17 protein-coding genes and 1 riboswitch are annotated in these 18,072 nt (G+C 46.7%); of the genes, 13 read left to right on the top strand and 4 right to left on the bottom strand.

Annotated features, from left to right (window positions below; all coding sequences use genetic code 11):
- Nucleotides 1-287 precede the first annotated feature (287 nt).
- The gene (locus tag ACSF8W_RS00160; RefSeq protein ID WP_500844069.1) at nt 288-2,048 is read left to right on the top strand and encodes a bifunctional metallophosphatase/5'-nucleotidase; all 1,761 of its coding nucleotides are present in this window, start codon (nt 288-290) and stop codon (nt 2,046-2,048) included.
- 578 nt (nt 2,049-2,626) lie between these two features.
- Here the strand turns inward: ACSF8W_RS00160 and ribB are convergent.
- Nucleotides 2,627-3,304: a 3,4-dihydroxy-2-butanone-4-phosphate synthase gene (gene ribB / locus ACSF8W_RS00155; RefSeq protein ID WP_500844067.1), complete on the bottom strand. Its 678-nt coding sequence runs from the start codon at nt 3,302-3,304 to the stop codon at nt 2,627-2,629.
- A gap of 186 nt (nt 3,305-3,490) precedes the next feature.
- Nucleotides 3,491-3,667, bottom strand: a riboswitch (FMN riboswitch).
- 128 nt (nt 3,668-3,795) lie between these two features.
- On the bottom strand, nt 3,796-4,476 hold the full coding sequence (locus ACSF8W_RS00150; RefSeq protein WP_500844066.1) for a hypothetical protein: 681 nt from the start codon (nt 4,474-4,476) through the stop codon (nt 3,796-3,798).
- A gap of 544 nt (nt 4,477-5,020) precedes the next feature.
- Here ACSF8W_RS00150 and ACSF8W_RS00145 point away from each other — a divergent pair.
- From ACSF8W_RS00145 to ACSF8W_RS00100, 10 genes are all read left to right on the top strand, one after another.
- Nucleotides 5,021-5,215 (top strand): hypothetical protein, encoded by a 195-nt coding sequence (locus ACSF8W_RS00145; RefSeq protein WP_500844065.1) that lies wholly within the window; start codon nt 5,021-5,023, stop codon nt 5,213-5,215.
- 302 nt (nt 5,216-5,517) lie between these two features.
- Nucleotides 5,518-5,799 carry an HlyU family transcriptional regulator gene (locus tag ACSF8W_RS00140; protein WP_500844064.1) on the top strand — a complete coding sequence of 94 codons (282 nt, stop codon included), beginning with the start codon at nt 5,518-5,520 and terminating at the stop codon, nt 5,797-5,799.
- Nucleotides 5,800-6,242: 443 nt separating this feature from the next.
- Entirely contained in the window at nt 6,243-7,802 is a 1,560-nt protein-coding gene (locus tag ACSF8W_RS00135) for a Re/Si-specific NAD(P)(+) transhydrogenase subunit alpha (protein WP_500844062.1), read from the top strand.
- Nucleotides 7,803-7,814: 12 nt separating this feature from the next.
- A complete protein-coding gene (gene pntB / locus ACSF8W_RS00130) occupies nt 7,815-9,209 on the top strand; it encodes a Re/Si-specific NAD(P)(+) transhydrogenase subunit beta (protein WP_500844060.1) in 1,395 nt (464 codons plus the stop codon).
- Between the two features lie 200 nt (nt 9,210-9,409).
- On the top strand, nt 9,410-10,849 hold the full coding sequence (gene vxrA / locus ACSF8W_RS00125; RefSeq protein WP_500844058.1) for a sensor histidine kinase VxrA: 1,440 nt from the start codon (nt 9,410-9,412) through the stop codon (nt 10,847-10,849).
- A complete protein-coding gene (locus tag ACSF8W_RS00120) occupies nt 10,824-11,486 on the top strand; it encodes a response regulator transcription factor (RefSeq protein ID WP_500844056.1) in 663 nt (220 codons plus the stop codon). The genes vxrA and ACSF8W_RS00120 overlap by 26 nt, the downstream gene beginning before the upstream one ends.
- 83 nt (nt 11,487-11,569) lie before the next feature.
- Nucleotides 11,570-12,352 carry a DUF2861 family protein gene (locus tag ACSF8W_RS00115; protein WP_500844055.1) on the top strand — a complete coding sequence of 261 codons (783 nt, stop codon included), beginning with the start codon at nt 11,570-11,572 and terminating at the stop codon, nt 12,350-12,352.
- A gap of 91 nt (nt 12,353-12,443) precedes the next feature.
- Entirely contained in the window at nt 12,444-13,661 is a 1,218-nt protein-coding gene (locus ACSF8W_RS00110; RefSeq protein WP_500844053.1) for an NnrS family protein, read from the top strand.
- A gap of 62 nt (nt 13,662-13,723) precedes the next feature.
- Nucleotides 13,724-13,894, top strand: coding sequence for a YoaH family protein (locus ACSF8W_RS00105; protein WP_500844052.1), 171 nt, complete (start codon nt 13,724-13,726; stop codon nt 13,892-13,894).
- A gap of 189 nt (nt 13,895-14,083) precedes the next feature.
- Nucleotides 14,084-14,599 carry a phosphohydrolase gene (locus ACSF8W_RS00100; protein ID WP_500844050.1) on the top strand — a complete coding sequence of 172 codons (516 nt, stop codon included), beginning with the start codon at nt 14,084-14,086 and terminating at the stop codon, nt 14,597-14,599.
- 191 nt (nt 14,600-14,790) lie between these two features.
- On the opposite strand, the gene nadE is transcribed toward ACSF8W_RS00100, so the two are convergent.
- A complete protein-coding gene (gene nadE / locus ACSF8W_RS00095) occupies nt 14,791-15,627 on the bottom strand; it encodes an NAD(+) synthase (RefSeq protein WP_500844048.1) in 837 nt (278 codons plus the stop codon).
- Nucleotides 15,628-15,810: 183 nt separating this feature from the next.
- Here nadE and ACSF8W_RS00090 point away from each other — a divergent pair, with 183 nt between their 5' ends.
- Both ACSF8W_RS00090 and ACSF8W_RS00085 read left to right on the top strand, forming a co-directional pair.
- Entirely contained in the window at nt 15,811-16,332 is a 522-nt protein-coding gene (locus tag ACSF8W_RS00090) for a nicotinate-nicotinamide nucleotide adenylyltransferase (protein WP_500844046.1), read from the top strand.
- A 61-nt stretch (nt 16,333-16,393) separates the two neighbouring features.
- Nucleotides 16,394-16,936, top strand: a complete 543-nt coding sequence (locus ACSF8W_RS00085; protein ID WP_500844045.1) for a hypothetical protein — start codon at nt 16,394-16,396, stop codon at nt 16,934-16,936.
- A 203-nt stretch (nt 16,937-17,139) separates the two neighbouring features.
- Here ACSF8W_RS00085 and ACSF8W_RS00080 read toward each other — a convergent pair whose 3' ends face one another.
- Nucleotides 17,140-17,823 (bottom strand): AraC family ligand binding domain-containing protein, encoded by a 684-nt coding sequence (locus ACSF8W_RS00080; protein WP_500844043.1) that lies wholly within the window; start codon nt 17,821-17,823, stop codon nt 17,140-17,142.
- Nucleotides 17,824-18,072 lie beyond the last annotated feature (249 nt).

Genomic DNA, 18,072 nt, shown 5'->3' with positions numbered 1-18,072 from the left:
GTGTGGCGTGTAGAACGGGTATAAGTAAGACTGCCGGCCAATTGAAACCACGCCTTGCTGCGTGGTTTTTCTTTTCTGCGATAACGCTTACAGGGACAGGAATAGGGATAAGAATCGGCCCGTAACTGACATCATTTGGTCATGCCTTTCACGTTAACATGGAATAAGTTGCATGATTGTTATCACTAAACGATGTAACAAGATGACAAAATTAAGGTAAAGACTGAGATTTAACGCATCTTGATATATCATGGCGTCAATGTACTCATGGAGAGACTGAAACGTATATGACAAAGCACCGCTCCGCGAAAATTACGATTGCACATATTAACGACACCCATTCACATTTCGAGCCTTCTTCGGTTTCACTGCAATTACCGCGTGATGTGTTGGATGCGGATATGTCTGTGTTTGCCAGTTGTGGTGGTTTTTCGCGCGTCTCATCTGCCGTTAAAGATGTTAAAAGGCAGGCTCACCTTCAAGGACGTGAGTTTATGTTTGTACATGGGGGAGATTGCTTTCAGGGAACGTTGTATTTTTCTCTCTACAAAGGGTTAGCGAATGCCCATTTACTCAATGCGGTGGGGGTAGAAGCCATGGCATTGGGTAACCATGAACTCGATATGGGTAATGGTGTGGTTGCCGATTTTATGGATCAGGTGTCTTTTCCATTACTAGCGGGTAATTGGGACTTGTCACAAGAGAACCCGAATAAACCCAATCCATTGGCTCATAAAGCCAATGTACTTGCCTATGATACCGAACAGGATCATGCTCGTTATCTGATCAAAGACGTTGATGGCGAGTCCATCGCACTCTTTGGTCTGGCGATTGAAAACATGGCGGGGATTGCGAATCCAGATCCCGATACCCATTTTCATAATGTCATTGATGTTGCAACCAAAACCATCGCGGCGATTCATCAGGCCGGTATCAATAAAATTATCGTACTCAGCCATCTTGGTTATGATCGCGATCTCGAACTGGCACAACAGGTGAGCGGAATTGGCGCCATTATTGGCGGGCATACCCATACCATGCTGGGGGATTTTAGTCGTATCGGTTACGGCGTCACAGACAACTATCCGCAGCAAGTTAATAATACTTACGTGGTACAAGCCGGTTGTAATGCGTTGGCATTAGGGCAGCTAGAGATTGATTTTAATGCCGATGGTAGCGTAGCACGTGCCGGTGGGATCAATCAGCTGCTGCTTGGGCGTCAATTCACGCTTGATGCCAGTCGTAGTCAGCACCTTGATGAAACCAGTCACGACGCCGTGAAGCAATACTTGCTGGCGGAACCTTCGGTGCGTTTCTGTATTAAAGATCCGTTGGTTGAAAACGTACTGAACGAACATTACCGTCCGGCCGTGCGTCAGTTACAAACACAACTTGTCGCGCAGATCAGCGAGCCACTGCGTCATACCCGCATCCCAGACAGTAAAGGGCCAAGTCAAATTGCACCGCTGGTGGTTGATAGCTTTGTTTGGCAAGCACGCGAACTGGGCGTACCGGTTGATTTTGGTATTCATAATGCAGGCGGCGTACGCGCATCCTTACATCAAGGTCCACTGACCGCTGCCGATATTGCAGGGCGCTTATTGCCGTTTGCCATTGGCTTGATGACGTATGAAGTGACGGGTAAGCAGATCCGTATGGCATTAGAAGGCGCTATCAATAATGCGATTGATAATGGCGTAGAAGGGACGGGGAGCGGCAGTTTTCCTTATACCTCGCATTTGCGTTATGCCTATCAATGTTGCGCCCCACAAGGCGAACGTATTGAGCATTTGCAGCTGAAACGCGACGGGCAATGGATCGATGTTAACGATGAGAGCTTGTACGTGTCCGTATCATCGGGGTATACCGCAACGGGTAAAGAAGGGTATGACGCCTTGCTTGATAGCCGTAAAGAACCGGTTCCTTTGAATGTGACGATGGCTGATGCCTTTGAAGCGTTTGCTCGCTATCACGGTGAACTTTCTGCGCCTGTAGAATCGCTGGTGGATTACCATCCGTGTGATTGCACACATGAAAGTGTGGCTTAATCGGTAGCGAATACATGACATTAAGCTGGGTCTGAGGATCCGGCTTTTTACTGCCCCCGAGGACACACAGACTATGTGCTGCCTCTTACCCCTTCGGCCTTACCTTTCTGCTTTATCTTGCCGCGCTCGATGACGGTTTATCCTTTATTTTTGTCGCCCATATCGTTGTATCAATTTTCTATACCGTGTTGTCTATGATTATTAGAGAGCAAAAAAAAGACCTAAAGGTATGGATGTTTTGGGCGATAACAGGTTTGTCTTCTTTTAACGAAGACACGAACAAGAAAATAACATGAAGAATAGAATAAAATAAAAAGCCGAACAAGAGGGAAAAGGAATGACCAGAGATTGGGTAGACATGGCCGTTGTGATGGGCTGGATAGCCGCATGGAGTGTACTGATTTATTTGATGCCAGCGATTTAAGCCGCATCAATATGCTGGTGGACATCAACAATAATCAGACGGTAATCCAAACACGAAAATATTGCCTTTTTAGCAGAGACATCAATGTCTGACAGTCACTAAAAAGGCAATAATACGTTCATTATATTAAGCATTAAGCATTAAGCATTAAGCATTAAGCCGTAACCGCTTCCGCTGATTCGCTGTTAGCCACTTCTGTTGCAAGGCGATAAGCCGCAAGATCTTCAATCGTCAGTACGGGCATCTCGTGCTGCTCACCAAAGGCAATAACCTCAGGCAGACGTGCCATCGTGCCGTCAGGATTGGTCAGTTCACACAGCACACCGTAAGGTTTCAACCCCGCCAATCGCATCAAATCAATCGTTGCTTCTGTATGGCCACGGCGTGCCAATACGCCATTTGGATTGGCTTTTAGCGGGAAAACATGACCGGGGCGGCAAATATCCGACGGTTTTGCATCATCAGCAATGGCAGCTTTAATGGTTGTTACGCGGTCTGCTGCAGAAACGCCGGTTGTGACACCGTGTGCCGCTTCAATGGTAACGGTAAAGCCCGTTTGGTTGGCGCTGGTGTTGTTTTCTACCATCATTGGTAGTTCAAGCTGCTCAACGCGCTCATCGGTTAAACACAAGCAAACAATGCCTGAACATTCACGGATCATTAACGCCATTTGCTCAGCCGTTAAGGTTTCAGCGGCGTAAATGATGTCACCTTCGTTTTCACGATCTTCATCGTCAACAACCAATACGCCATGGCCGCGACGAATGGCATCAAGGCCCGCCTCAACACGCTCAAAAGGGGTACCGTAAGGGGTAAGTAGAGACTGATTCATGGTAAGACACTCCAATTCATAATAATTACCAGAATCAGGGCATGGAAAGTCAGCAAAGTTGATGTGTACAGGTGTACAGATACAACAGCGCACCCCTCAAAAAATGGAGAGGGTGATGCGCCGTGCGTTAATTCATCGTGTGCTGACAGCGTGATGCTGACGAGATGAATAACAACGTCACTTTACTGAAATCCTCTTTCATCCGGACTATGACCGTCGGCTCTGGAATAGTATGTAAGGCACATACGGCACCAGATCTGCTGACCTTATTGCGTGATTCAATCAACGTAATAAGCGCTCGCGGGCTCCCCAAATACATGGATTACCGCCGGTGGGGAGTTTCGCCCCGCCCTGAGAATTCATCGCGAATATAGAGAAACTGTTGAAAAGGTGCAAGATAAACTGGTTTTTTGTCATCATTAGTTTGATGTTGACAAATAATTGATGAAGAAAACAGCGGCCTGGTGGCGTCAATGTGCTTTGTCAGATTGTCATGACGAAGAAGCGGACGAGGTGGCGTGATAACGACTGATTGCACGCACAATCAGCGGCAAGGTATAGGTCGGCAATTGGATGGCGGCCATAAGAAACACATAATCAGACCCCAAATAGCTCCCGGCTACGGTATAAGTCAGTAATACGTTACGATTGGCGGCGGTCAGTGCAGCCAATAAACCGGCATTCAGTGCTTGTTGCCGATAGACAATGAAGGCAAGCGCAAAAAATATCAGGCACAACATGCAAGCGATAAATAAATAGGTGAGGGCCGTTTGTGCACTTTGGTCGAAGGCTTGTCGAAATGGGCCGATTAAACCGAAGGGAAAGGTAAAGACTAACAAGATTGTTATCGAGGATAAGCGCTGATGGGCACGTTGTAAGGCATGCGGTGATATGAGCCGGAAAATAATGGCAGAAATAACCATAGGGCCAGCAATGTAAATCAGTAAGCGCTGTACATACTCAGAGAGATGTAAACTGAAAGCGTGATCTTGAAAAATATACAGGTTGAGATAAAGCATTGCAGGCATAACCAGCGTGGTCGCAATGGTCATTGCCATGGCACGTTGGGGATCTAACCCGACGGATCGCGCAATGGCAGGTGTTGCAAAAAGGGATCCCGTTGCCGCGACACCCGCGATGGCTAATACAACGGAGGGGGAAGCATGAAACAAAACGCCAAACCCTGTTCCCAATGCTGTACATCCAAGACTGTGCAATAGCGCGTAACCCCAAATAGCGCCTTTCCTGAGGGTGCGGATCAATTCACGCGGTTGTATGCCAACCAGCGTAAAAAGCATGAGAAAAAATAAGATATACGGTAAATAAGGAAAAACGGAGGCGGAGGCGTCAGGAAAAATAAAACCGCAAAGTGCAGCGATAATCAGTAATCCGGCAGAATGGCGTTGAATAAAAGCGAGCATAGGGATCATTGAATGACAAATTAATGATAAGTGTGTTGCGTTATTGTTAATCTATCGAATGGGTAAAGCAACAATTAAATGACTATTCATAATAAAACGCAAAATAGGCGCGCTTATGCTGATGGCATGAATGATATATCGTCGCTGCTATGTGATTTTAACAAAAAATAAACACATTATAAAAACTAATATTGCGAGTTTAAATTTTGTCTCTTTTGGCTGCTAAATGAACGGGTTAGAATGATTTCATTGAAAACACTTCACCCATCAGTCAAACAAACATCAAGAGGCAATCATGGCACAGGCAATGAATTTTGACACCATAGCAGCACCGTCTACCGCTCTGGACCAAAAAGCCTATGCGGTTAACATCAAAGGATTGATTGCTCACGCATTAGACATCTTCACCGTCAGTAAAAAACCGACAAAACAATACAATGTTTCAGACCTACCGGTGCACTTGCAAAAAGATATTGGCGTCTATCGTTAATACTGCTGGGTAACGCACGGAAAATTCACATAAAAACGCTGGCTTAGGCCGGCGTTTTGCGTTTATGCTGGGTGAAATATCAATGAATTATCAGTGACCTTAACGTTAGCGGCATTATGGAGCGGCAGTTTCGCCTTTCGCTGGCGTAATCGTGTGTCTGCTGAGCGTGATTGAATCTTATCGGCCGTCATTGAACAGCACAGTTTCGTTACGTTTTTTAATGATTTACATGCGTTTCAACTTGTTTATAACGCAACGGCGTGATACTGATAAGGCATAAACATAAGCTTGGAGATTTTGTTGTGGGCTTTTTTTCTAAATGGTTTGGTTTTAATCGATCAACACCTAAACAACCCGATGTAGAGCCTGTCGAATATAAAGGTTTTTTGATTTACCCAGAACCTAAGGCGGAAGGGGGACAGTTTCGTATTGCAGGCCGAATTTGTAAAACCAGTGATAATGAAACACAAACTCATACGTTTATTCGATCGGACTTGATGGGATCAAAAGTCGACGCAGAAACCTTCATGGTAAACAAAGCGAAAATGTTTATTGATCAGAACGGCGACAGTATGTTCCGTTGATCAAACAAAGACGTGACATGGTTATTTACAGTGAGTGAAGGCCATGCACGTATTGCTATTACACGTTGGACATCGCGTTATTGCGAGTATTCATCAAGGATTGATGTTTCTTCTGGCAACAAAAGCCTCAACACTTCTTATTCCTTGCTGCATACCGGATCTTTCTGCGCTAAAAATTCGCTTTAATAGCGATCTAATCGGGTTTTCATGCCTAAAAGAGTGACTTTGTTTACTAGGCATAAGCTCAATTATTCAACTTTAGCATGGTCTGACCTCTGTCCACGAGTTTCAGACGTTATTTTCTTACCGTTAGAAGGTAACATTTGTTGCATAAAAGAATGCTTGATTCGGTTGTTTTTGTTTTTTTACTACAAAACGCTTGATATTACGCGTATGGTTGGATAAAAAATTGTTACTTATTTGCCAAAATTTAGGGAATAATAATGCAAATCGGTGTGCCTAAGGAAATACTCGCCCATGAAACGCGAGTGGCTGCGACGCCTAAAACGGTCGAGCAGTTATTAAAAATGGGGTTCAGTGTTGCAGTAGAAAGCAATGCTGGTGTTGGTGCTAGTTTCGACGATGCAGCGTATGAAGCTGCGGGTGCGACAGTAGTGAGTCATGAAGACGTTTGGGCGTCTGATGTGATCTTTAAGGTCAATGCTCCCACGGTATGTGAAAAGACCGGTGTTGATGAGTTTGCCTTGATTAAAGAAGGGGCCAGTCTTGTTAGCTTTATCTGGCCTGCACAGAACCCTGAATTACTAGAAAAACTTTCTAGTAAGAATATTAACGTCATGGCGATGGACTCTGTTCCGCGTATTTCACGTGCGCAGGCACTGGATGCACTGAGCTCAATGGCAAATATCGCAGGTTACCGTGCTGTCGTTGAAGCCGCGCATGAATTTGGCCGTTTCTTTACGGGTCAAATTACCGCTGCGGGTAAAGTACCCCCTGCGAAAGTGTTGGTGGCGGGTGCCGGTGTTGCTGGCCTAGCCGCAATCGGTGCTGCTGGTAGCCTTGGTGCTATCGTGCGCGCTTTCGATGTTCGTCCTGAAGTAAAAGAACAGGTCGAATCAATGGGTGCTCATTTCCTTGAAGTCGACTATAAAGAAGACACTTCAACAGGCGATGGTTACGCCAAAGAGATGTCAGACGAGTTCAATAAAGCCGCTGAGCGTCTTTATGCTGAACAAGCAAAAGATGTCGATATCATCATCACAACGGCACTGATCCCAGGCCGTCCAGCACCGAAACTGATCACCAAAGAAATGGTTGACTCAATGAAGTCAGGCAGTGTGATCGTTGACCTTGCTGCTGCCAACGGCGGTAACTGTGCCTACACCGAAGCCGACAAAGTGATTACCACGCCAAACGGCGTAAAAATCATCGGTTATACCGACATGGTTGGCCGCTTGCCGACCCAGTCTTCTCAGCTTTACGGTACTAACCTTGTTAACTTGATGAAACTGCTCTGCAAAGAGAAAGACGGTAACATCGACATTAACTTTGATGACGAAGTGCTACGTGGCCTGACCGTTATCAAAGAAGGTGAAGTAACGTGGCCTGCTCCACCGATCAAAGTCTCTGCTCAGCCGCAAGCGAAGCAACAAGCACAGCCTGCTGAAAAAGTAGAGAAAGTTGAAGAGCCGACATCACCCGTGAAGAAAGTGGTGGCGCTTGCCGCAGCGGTTGGTGCGTTTGGTTGGGTCGCTTCTGTTGCACCTGCTGCATTCTTGTCTCATTTCACTGTATTTATCCTTGCTTGTGTCATTGGTTACTACGTGGTTTGGAACGTAACACATGCGCTTCACACGCCTCTTATGTCAGTAACGAATGCCATTTCTGGCATCATCGTTGTTGGTGCTCTGCTTCAAATCGGTCATGGCAACGGGGTCGTTTCTGTCCTTGCGTTTATTGCCGTGTTGATTGCGAGTATCAATATATTTGGCGGTTTCACAGTCACCAAGCGCATGCTTGAAATGTTCCGTAGGGATAAGTAGGAGTAGTCAGTAATGTCTGAAGGTTTAACACAAGCGGCATATATTGTAGCTGCTCTCTTTTTCATCTTGAGTTTGGCTGGTCTGTCAAAGCAAGAGTCTGCGCGCACAGGCAACTACTTCGGTATTGCCGGTATGGCCATTGCGCTGGTTGCGACGATTTTTGGTCCTGATGCGCAAGGTATCTCGTGGATCATTGTCGCCATGGTTATCGGTGGTGGTATTGGTATTTACTATGCGAAACGCGTAGAAATGACTGAAATGCCAGAACTGGTTGCTATTTTGCATAGCTTCGTGGGTATGGCTGCGGTACTGGTAGGTTACAACAGCTTTATCGAGCCACCTGCAATGGGTCTAGCTAATCCAGCGGACATGCATGCTGAGCATGTGATCCATATGGTTGAAGTGTTCTTGGGTGTATTCATCGGTGCGGTAACCTTTACGGGTTCAATCGTCGCATTCGGTAAATTGCGCGGTATCATTTCGTCTTCTGCATTGAACATTCCGCACAAGCACAAGTGGAACCTTGCTGCTATCGTGATCTCTACGATTCTCATGATTTACTTCGTGAAAGCAGACGGCAGCATGTTTGCGCTGATTGTGATGACGTTGATTGCATTTGCATTTGGTTACCACTTGGTGGCATCCATCGGTGGTGCAGACATGCCCGTCGTTGTATCAATGCTGAACTCGTACTCTGGTTGGGCAGCGGCTGCAGCCGGCTTCATGCTTGCAAATGACCTGTTGATTGTAACGGGTGCATTGGTCGGTTCTTCAGGTGCTATCCTGTCGTACATCATGTGTAAAGCGATGAACCGTTCTTTCGTCAGTGTTATTGCCGGTGGTTTCGGTCAAACCGTGACGGTATCAAGTGACGAAGAAGAAGGCGAGTACCGTGAAGCGTCTGCTGAAGAAGTTGCAGAGATGCTGAAAGATGCACGTTCAGTGGTTATCACTCCAGGGTACGGCATGGCAGTTGCTCAAGCTCAGTACCCAGTACATGAAATCACAGACAGACTGCGTCAGCAGGGTGTGGATGTCCGTTTTGGTATTCACCCAGTAGCAGGTCGTCTACCTGGTCACATGAACGTGCTGTTGGCTGAAGCGAAAGTCCCGTACGACATCGTGTTGGAAATGGATGAAATCAATGACGATTTCCCACAAACAGACGTTGTTCTGGTTATTGGTGCGAATGACACCGTTAACCCAGCAGCAATGGAAGATCCAAACAGCCCAATCGCAGGCATGCCAGTATTGGAAGTGTGGAATGCTAAGCATGTTATCGTGTTTAAGCGTTCAATGAACACAGGTTATGCAGGCGTACAGAATCCATTGTTCTTCAAAGAGAACTCTCAGATGCTGTTTGGTGATGCGAAAGAAACGTGTAATAAGATCCTTGAGCATCTATAAATAATAGGGCGCAAGAGTGAAAGGGAGCTTCGGCTCCCTTTTTTTGGTTAAAAAGGGGGCGATTGAACATCGAAGATGCGCAGCTAGGTAAGATGCGAGTAGGATAATTACGTTATTGCTTGATATTATTCGATTACTTAACCAGCAAGCGAATGACACTTCCCTGACAATAGTAGGGATTTGAATGATAGACTGCACCCATGAAAAAATACGTCCTTTTGATCTCACTGCTACTGCTGGGCTCCACATCGGCCTTTGCGGAAAATTTACCAGAGCGCCTCAATGCCGTTCGGTCTGAACTATTGGCGAGTGAACCAATCGCGACCTATGATTTCAGGCAATTACAAAGTCAGTTCCCCAGCGTGTTGATTCTGCATTCCTCTTTGTTGCCACAATCTGCGGATTACCCGTTAAAAGCCTTACAACGCCTTTATAAAAGCTCAATGACGTGTAAAGGACCTTGGCCTGTCACCCCGTTACTGACTCAGCCCTTGGTGTTTACCCGCGCCGTATGTAACCGTACGATTTTACCCATGGGATGGTTTGCCCGTGCCGGCTATATTCATCCAGGTGGTGGCAGTTACGCGCAGCGTTATGTGCAAAAGTACCCGGACATGGCGGAAAAGCTGACCCCGTTTTTGCATATCCAAGAACGTGAATTAGCACCAACCAATACCATTTTGGGGCGATTGCAGCGCATGAGCCATGAAGAAATTGAGGTTTTTACCTCTGGTGCAGAAACGTTTGTCTCGAATGGCGAACTATGGATAAGAAACGGTAACGAATACCATATATACAGCCAACCGACGTGGTCGCCTGTTATGGGGAAATTCGATGTGCATTTTACCCGTTTGAATCAAAGTGGTTTTTGTGTACTGAAAAGCGGCAACATCTGTTGGGAAGAAGAAGATAAATCGCACTTAACCCTCTATTTATTAGTCGGGTTATTGGTTGTGAATGTGGGTTTGCTGTTCGGGTGGGGCTTTTACCGTTGGCGTATTCGTCGACGTGCTATGCAAGAACGCATGCTTGTCCTGCAAATTCTTACGCACGAATTGCGTACACCGATTGCCAGCTTGGCCATGACGGTTGAAGGTTTTCGCCGTAACTTTGATGCTTTGCCCGAAACCTTATATGATGAGTTCAGACGTTTAACCGAAGACTCACGCCGATTACGGCAATTGGCTGAAGCCAGTAAAGACTACTTACAGGCCAATCAGCAAGAACTCAGTGTTCAACACGTTGAATCATTTAATGAATGGGTTGAATATTTAAGTGAACCGTACGAGGTGACATTGGAATTAGCCGATGATCGCCCCGTCGATGTGAACATCTATTGGTTGGGTACTTGTATTGATAACTTGCTATCCAATGCCAACAAATATGGCGTAAAGCCCGTAACATTAACATCATCGTTCAATAACGGAAAATTGATTGTAAGCGTTTCAGATAAAGGACAGCTTGGCTCAAAAGATTGGGCCAGATTAAGAAAGCCCTTCGTAAGTGAAAGAGGTCTAGGGCTTGGTCTTACTATCGTTGAATCGATGATATGTAGAATGGGAGGACGAATGAAACTCATCGGTCCCCCAACCACTTTTATATTGGAGATACCGTGTGAATCAAACTCTGCTTCTGGTTGAAGATGACCGCAACCTTGCCGATGGTTTACTCGAGAGCTTGAAAGAAGCTGGCTACAACTGCTTGTACGCTGACTGTGCAACAAATGTCGCGGCATTATGGCCGAATGCGGATCTCGTGATCCTCGATCGCCAATTGCCTGAAGGGGACTCTTTAAGCTTCTTACATACTTGGCTTGGCCTAAAACATGTACCGGTGATTTTGCTCACCGCCATGGTGTCAGTGTCAGACAAAGTGATTGGTCTTGATTCAGGGGCTAAAGATTACCTGACCAAGCCGTTCGCCGAGGAAGAACTGCTGGCGCGTATTCGCCTTCACCTGCGTACGGGGGCACCGGATATGCCGATGACCAACGTGGTGAAAGTGGGCGAGATCAGCATTGATCTGGATAGCCGTGAAGTGTTGTTGGCGGGATCCAGTATTACGCTCACCCGCACGGAATTTGAATTGTTGGTGTTTCTGGCGAAAAATGCCGGTCGCGTTTTTACGCGTGATGAACTATTGGATCAGGTGTGGGGCTATAACCACTACCCAACAACACGTACCGTTGATACTCACATTTTGCAGTTGCGTCAAAAATTACCGGGCATTGAAATCGAAACCCTCCGTGGTGTGGGCTACCGGATGAAATCAGCGTAATAATGTCAAAACTGTCATTAACGTGTTCATTACTTCTGTTGCAGTCAGCATTTCTGGTGCCGACTGCAACGGCGAAGTGGTTTATGAACCAAGATATCTTTACTGTCGCGCATCAAAAACTGCTGGAAGGGCACACCAATGAGAGCTTTGACTCCATGGTGCAAGCTTGGCAGCAAACCCCCTCTGCTGATCAGCAAAACAACCTCAATGCGCTCTTGCAACTGGCCATCACAGAAGATTGCGGCCATAGCCTTGATCGTGCGGTATTACCGTCATGGCTTACCAGCTTAGTGATCCAGCGTGAAATGGTGCAGAATCAAAACCAAGTCTTACCGCGATTGGCGATTAACGGCACGGCAGATCGACGTATTACCGAGATCCAATTCATTCACTGGCCCGATCAAGTCGTGCTGTCAGCGACACCGAAAATCAACAATGGCGGCTACTTCTCATTGGAAACTCGGCGGTTGGAAAAGGCCAGCAGTGAAGGGCTATATCAATTAGTGATTAATGCCGATGGCGATGTCAGCTTTAAAACCTGGATATTGATGACACGACCGCAGAGCAAGCAACAAATAGGCTGGATAGACAGTAACAGTTGGCGCATTGAGCGTAACGGCCTGCCTGATCGCGCGTGTCCTTCGCCGGTATTGTCAATGAATGTCTATGATTTAGAAGACACCTCATGGACACCGCTTTGGACGGAAAACGTGGACGGTAAATTACCCACTACGCTACCCAAGCTAGATTTACCCGATGGCCGTTATTGGCTAAGTGTGGGCGTGATTGAAAGCCGCTGGCAAGGTGAGATAGGTATTTTAGATATTCAGAGCATCACCAGACCGATTGATCACTCAGGGCTATAGCCTCACTGAGTAAAATATCCATAAGGTGCATTTCATTTGCATCTTATAAGTTGTATTATATATGCATCTTATAAGTGCGGTGTAGTGAGCCATGATGCAAATTCTTGATAATGAAAAAGAACAGAAAATTTTGCCCCTTTTTCGTCTCGCATTTCGACCTTTCTTTTTAGCGGCCAGTGCGTTTTCTGTTGTTGCCATGCTGGTCTGGGCGTTGTTTTGGGCGGGCCGGTTACACCCTGTGGGGTGGATGTATAGCAACCCGATATGGTGGCACAGTCACGAAATGCTGTTTGGCTTTACCGGTGCCATTATTATCGGTTTTTTGCTAACGGCCGTACAAAATTGGACGGGAAATCCGGGCGTGAGAGGGCCTAAGCTTGCCGCGATTTTTGTTTGCTGGCTGATTGCGCGTGTTGCCTTGTTAGTTGGCAGCCCACATTGGGTATGGATGTTGGTTGACCTACTTTGGATGCCACTTGCGGCTTACTTTCTTGCTGTCCCCATTCTTATCCGCAAGCAATGGAACAACCTCTTTTTTGTACCGTTAATTATTCTGATGACGGTACTGAATGCGTTATTTCATCTCAATGCCTTGGGGGTGGGTCAAGCGTTGCCTATTACCTCGACCCATTCATTGTCGATGATGACTGTGATGGTGATCAGCCTGATCGTGTTGATTGTGGGTGGCAGGGTCATTCCATTCTTTACCTGGCGCGGAACGAATACCGAACAAATCACCCGTGTTAAAGGGCTTGAATTAGCAGCGTTAGTACCCAGTTGGTTACTGCTGCTGAATGTGCTGCTTCCTATTCCAGACGCCATTAATCGCATTTCGTTGCCACTGTTATTAACCGTAACGGCCGTTTGTCATTTGCTGCGTTTTCTTCGTTGGCGTACGCTTTCTACTTGTCGAGTGCCATTGCTGTGGTTGTTGCATTTTGCCTATGCGGCCATGATTATCGGCCTGTTCCTATTGGCGATGCATTACACGGTGGGCGGTGTCAGTGAAAGTATTGCGCTCCACAGCCTGACGGTCGGCGGTATTGGCTGCATGGTATTGGCCATGATTGCACGTGTCTCGTTAGGGCATACCGGACGCAGCCTACAGATTGGCGTGATGATGAAAGTCGCTTTTGTGATGCTTGTATTGGCCACCTTAGTGCGCACAGTAATGATTGCGCTATGGCCAAGTTTGACGTTATCCGGTTATGTGATTTCGGCCTGTTTATGGGCCGTGGCATACGCGATCTTTACTGTTGTCTATTATCCGGTGCTAACACGCCCACGCGTTGATGGCCGTCCGGGTTAATAAGCAGATGACAATAGGGGACAAAATCCCTAAACTGGCTTTTTTTCTTGGATAAATGATTTATGTTTAACAACACACCGACACTGACCCATGCCCAGCAACAAGAAGCGGCAGATAAAATTCATGAGCTTATGGCGCAAGGGTTCAGCAGCGGCGAAGCCATCATGATGGTCGCGAACGCAATCCGAGAAGCAGAAGCACAAAAACAAGAAGCGCAAAATAACGATCAGTAAGATTGTTCGCTCCGCTTTTAGAAAAATCCCCAACGGTCATCGAAAGATGGCCGTTTTTTCGTCAAATCGTGCCGTAAATCCCAGATGTTTCATGTCGGTTGGGTACAATCAACCCTATACATCCTCTGAGAATCCATACGGAAAGTAAGGACAGAGTGAAAGGCTGGCATTGAACAGATTGGGGGGCAGATGAATAACCGATATCTCAAGGCGTGCACATTGGCACGGGCAAAGCATAAAGGGCAGATGTATGGCAGCCTGCCTTACTATGTCCATCTCGAAGCTGTTTCTCGCTTAGCCAGTCCCTTTGGTTCAAATGCGATGATTGTCGCGCAGCTGCATGACGTGCTTGAAGATACAGGAACCAGCATCAATGAATTGATCGCTGATTTTGGCTTTGTAGTGGCAGATGCGGTGAAGTACATATCAGACAGCCAATTAGACAACCGTCAGGCGCGTAAAGATGAAATTAACCACCGTTTGTCTATGCTGAGTACCGATGAAGAATCCGCGCGACTTGCGCTTATTGTCAAAACCTGTGATCGGCTAGCCAACGTACGAGCGAGTTTATCCAGCAAAGAAAATTACTACGAACAATACCAAATGGAACATGCCGCCTTTAAAAAGGCCGTGTATCGTCAAGGCTTGTGTGAAGCATTGTGGTGGGAGCTGGATAATTTGCTACGCCATTCTGAAGCCTCATAAAGTCACGTCGATATCGACTCTACATCGACAATTCAAGGACAGTTCAAGAACAGTTACAACAAGGTTGTGTAATCAGATAGCGCAAAACGGGCGCAATGATATCGCTATCATTGCGCCCGTTTTCTTTCGTGAAAGACTACGATTGGTATGCTCACCCAATCACAGTATTCACATGCTGTGCTATCACACCGTTATTCTGTGTCGTAAATGGTCGGGATCGGCTTACGCTTGTGCTGTGTCGCCTTGTAAATACCCACCAAACGATTCGTCACTGCTTGCTCAACCTCGCGGCCTTCCAAGAAGTCATCGATCTGATCGTAAGTGACCATAAGCGCATCTTCATCGGCTTTTTGCGGTGCCAATTCTTCCAGATCCGCAGTGGGTACTTTATAGACCAACTGATCCGGCGCGCCCAATTTTGCGGCCAATGAACGCACTTGGCGCTTGTTCAGACCAAAGAGAGGGGCGAGATCGCACGCACCGTCACCGTGCTTGGTGTAGAAGCCCGTGATATTTTCCGCTGAGTGGTCAGTACCCAGCACTAATCCGCCCACTAAGCCGGCAATTTCATATTGTGCAATCATACGCATGCGCGCTTTTACATTGCCTTTTACAAAATCAACCTTGCCTGCATCAGCCGGAATTAACCCCGTGCCTTCAAGCGCGAATAGGGTGCTAGCATGGCTGCCGTCAACACCGTCTTTGATGTTCACGCTCACAGAGTGTGATGGCTGAATAAAGGACAGCGCCAATTGTGCTTCATCTTCGTCTTGCTGCTCACCGTAAGGTAGGCGAACGGCAATGAATTGATAAGCGTCAGTATTTTCCTGTTGGTTCAACGCTTCAACGGCAAGTTGCGCCAGACGGCCACAAGTTGTTGAATCCACACCACCACTGATACCTAATACCAGCGACTGACAACGTGATTGCTTGAGTTTACGCTGAATGAATGCGATACGGCGCGCGATTTCAAACTCGACATCAATCGTTGGCAATACGCGCATTTCTTGAAGAATGATCTCTTCCATAGTCAATGAATCCTCCGGGCATTGCCCGCTTTGTAACCACATGACGTAATGCAATGCAAAAAAAAAGTGAAATGCATTAAACCTTTTGCAAAATCATGCGATAACTCTATGTCAGGATCAATCCTCTCGTGATAATAAAATGGAATTATCAACAAAACGGCTTAAAAAAGGGGCATTCTAGACATGACAACATCAATCGCCGTCTTTGGTAGCGCATTTAACCCACCCAGTATTGGTCATCGCTCTGTGCTGGAACGGCTTCGCCATTTTGACAAGGTACTGTTGGTTCCCAGTTTTCGCCATGCGTGGGGAAAACAAATGTTAGATTACTCATCACGTTGTGACTTGGTGTCAGCGTTTATCGAAGACATTCAATTGCCCAATGTGACGTTGTCACGCATTGAGTCGGACATTGCGGTGGGCACAGAAGCCATTACCACGTTTGCCGTGTTAGAAGCATTACAGCAAGCGTATCCGGAAGCGAACCTCACGTTTGTGTTGGGGCCGGATAACTTCCTGAACTTTAGTAAGTTTTACAAAGCGGATGCGATCATGACGCGTTGGCAAGTGTTGGCTTGTCCTGAAACCGTCCGTGTGAGAAGCAGTGATATTCGTGAACATATTGTCAATAGTCGTACTGTCTCACATTTAACAACCGAAAAGGTTGCTAAAATGTTACGTGATAATAATTGGTACACTGAATAGGTTTTTGTTTAGATTGATGATTTGTCAATCCATTTACATGACATGTAGTAGCAGTAGAAAGATGTTGTTTTCTTACTTTCTAGCGGGTTTGTCTTTAACGATTATGCCTGTTGACGTTAACGCGTGCGTCTCCCTTGACGATGGGGAGTTTGCGGCACTGTCGGCAACGCAGCAGAAGGCACACCTCGCTTCGTGTTCCAGTGAAAAACTCGCACTGATGCCATCAGGGGCGGGAAAAAGCACCATTCCGGCTTCAACGTCTCAACGAGACGAAGTATTACGTATGGAATGGTCAGATAAGGGCGCGCAGACGCGTGGTACCTTTTGGGATAATTGGGCGAAAAAACTGGATTCTCCCGTTGTATCGTCAAATTCGGATTCGAGCTTTTACGGCTTGGGCTTTTGGTTGCCTGATCGTTATGCCAAAGATGATGACATGGAATTCGAAAACACCAAAGACTGGTTGAAAAAGTACGGATTGCAGATGAGCTTTGGGGTGGGAGGGGAAGACAACCAATCACCACGTGTGCGTTTTGATTACCGCTGGCACGAAGAGAGTGACTTAGATGATGTCTTCATCCAAGTTGAGATCCCGTTTCAGTAATAGGCACGTTGTTCGTTCAAGCGTCACGGTAACAGCATAAACAAAGTACGGATCATGAATAACAAAAAGCGACGATAATCATCGTCGCTTTTTGTTTTTTGCGCATCTATTTTTCACTGTGCCAGAATAGATGTACACATGCGCTCAGTTTGTTGGCGCTCGCAGTTTGTCTCTCTCCGCGTCGAAACGAAGAAAGATGAAGACTACAGTGATTCACCCAAAATAGGATTCGCCATCGCGTTCAGCAATTCTGGTGTCGTGTGTAGCGCCTCAGCGATTTGCTCTACTTTGCGACCCGAGCGAGACAAGCGTGCGGCCTCTCGCATTAACAGGCATGTTTCAATTTCTTTGAGCGAGTAACCGATATACTTGGCGATGGTCGTCGCGGCAGGGGCATTTGTGACCTTGTCACCTTTTAGCAGCTGTGCCAATACACCGATGTGATCGGCAGCCAGCCCAGGGGCGATAGATGCACTTCTCACTTTTAGCTTAGTGGCTTGATCACCGAGCACACGCAGCAAGTTGCCAGATTCGCCACTCAACGGTAGTGTATCGCCGCGTTGTTGTGCCGATGCTAACTCATTTGCCACCGCCGCGATTAACGGTGACACGGTGAAATAGCCCGCTTCACGGCATAACGGCGTGGTTAAGCGAGCAGAAAATGCCAACGAGTGGTAGTGCGTGCCCGGCAGGATGGTAACGGCATGTAAGCAGTCAAAAGGAATAAAAAAGCCTTGGCCAGCCGTTACCGTAAACTCTTGCTGCCCTAAGCGAATCAGCACACAGCCTTGGCTGATGATCAACATCAAAGCGTGCGGGCTTTTTCGACGTGCGCCGACATGGAGAAAAGATTGTTGATGGGTAGAAAAATCGATGGCTTGTTTCATAGTGAATCTCTAGCAAAAATGCCCACACATATTGTTATTTTTTCCACTTAGCGTCAACTGAAGCACGTCACTAGAGTGAAAACTATTGGAGGATGCCGTAGGAATGTCGAATAATACACGGTTATTTGGTTGTATCTTAGGTAAAGTGGCGAAAGTTGTCGCAGTTTTTTCTGGTAAGACCTCCAACCATTGTAGGGTTTAGATTTATCTCATTGGGATCACTCTAAATTCTGCGTAAAATACCGCAGT

It is taken from the genome of Photobacterium sp. 270122K (genome assembly GCF_059941365.1).
Note: the sequence above shows the minus strand (reverse complement) of the source record. Positions and strands in the feature narration are given on the sequence as shown.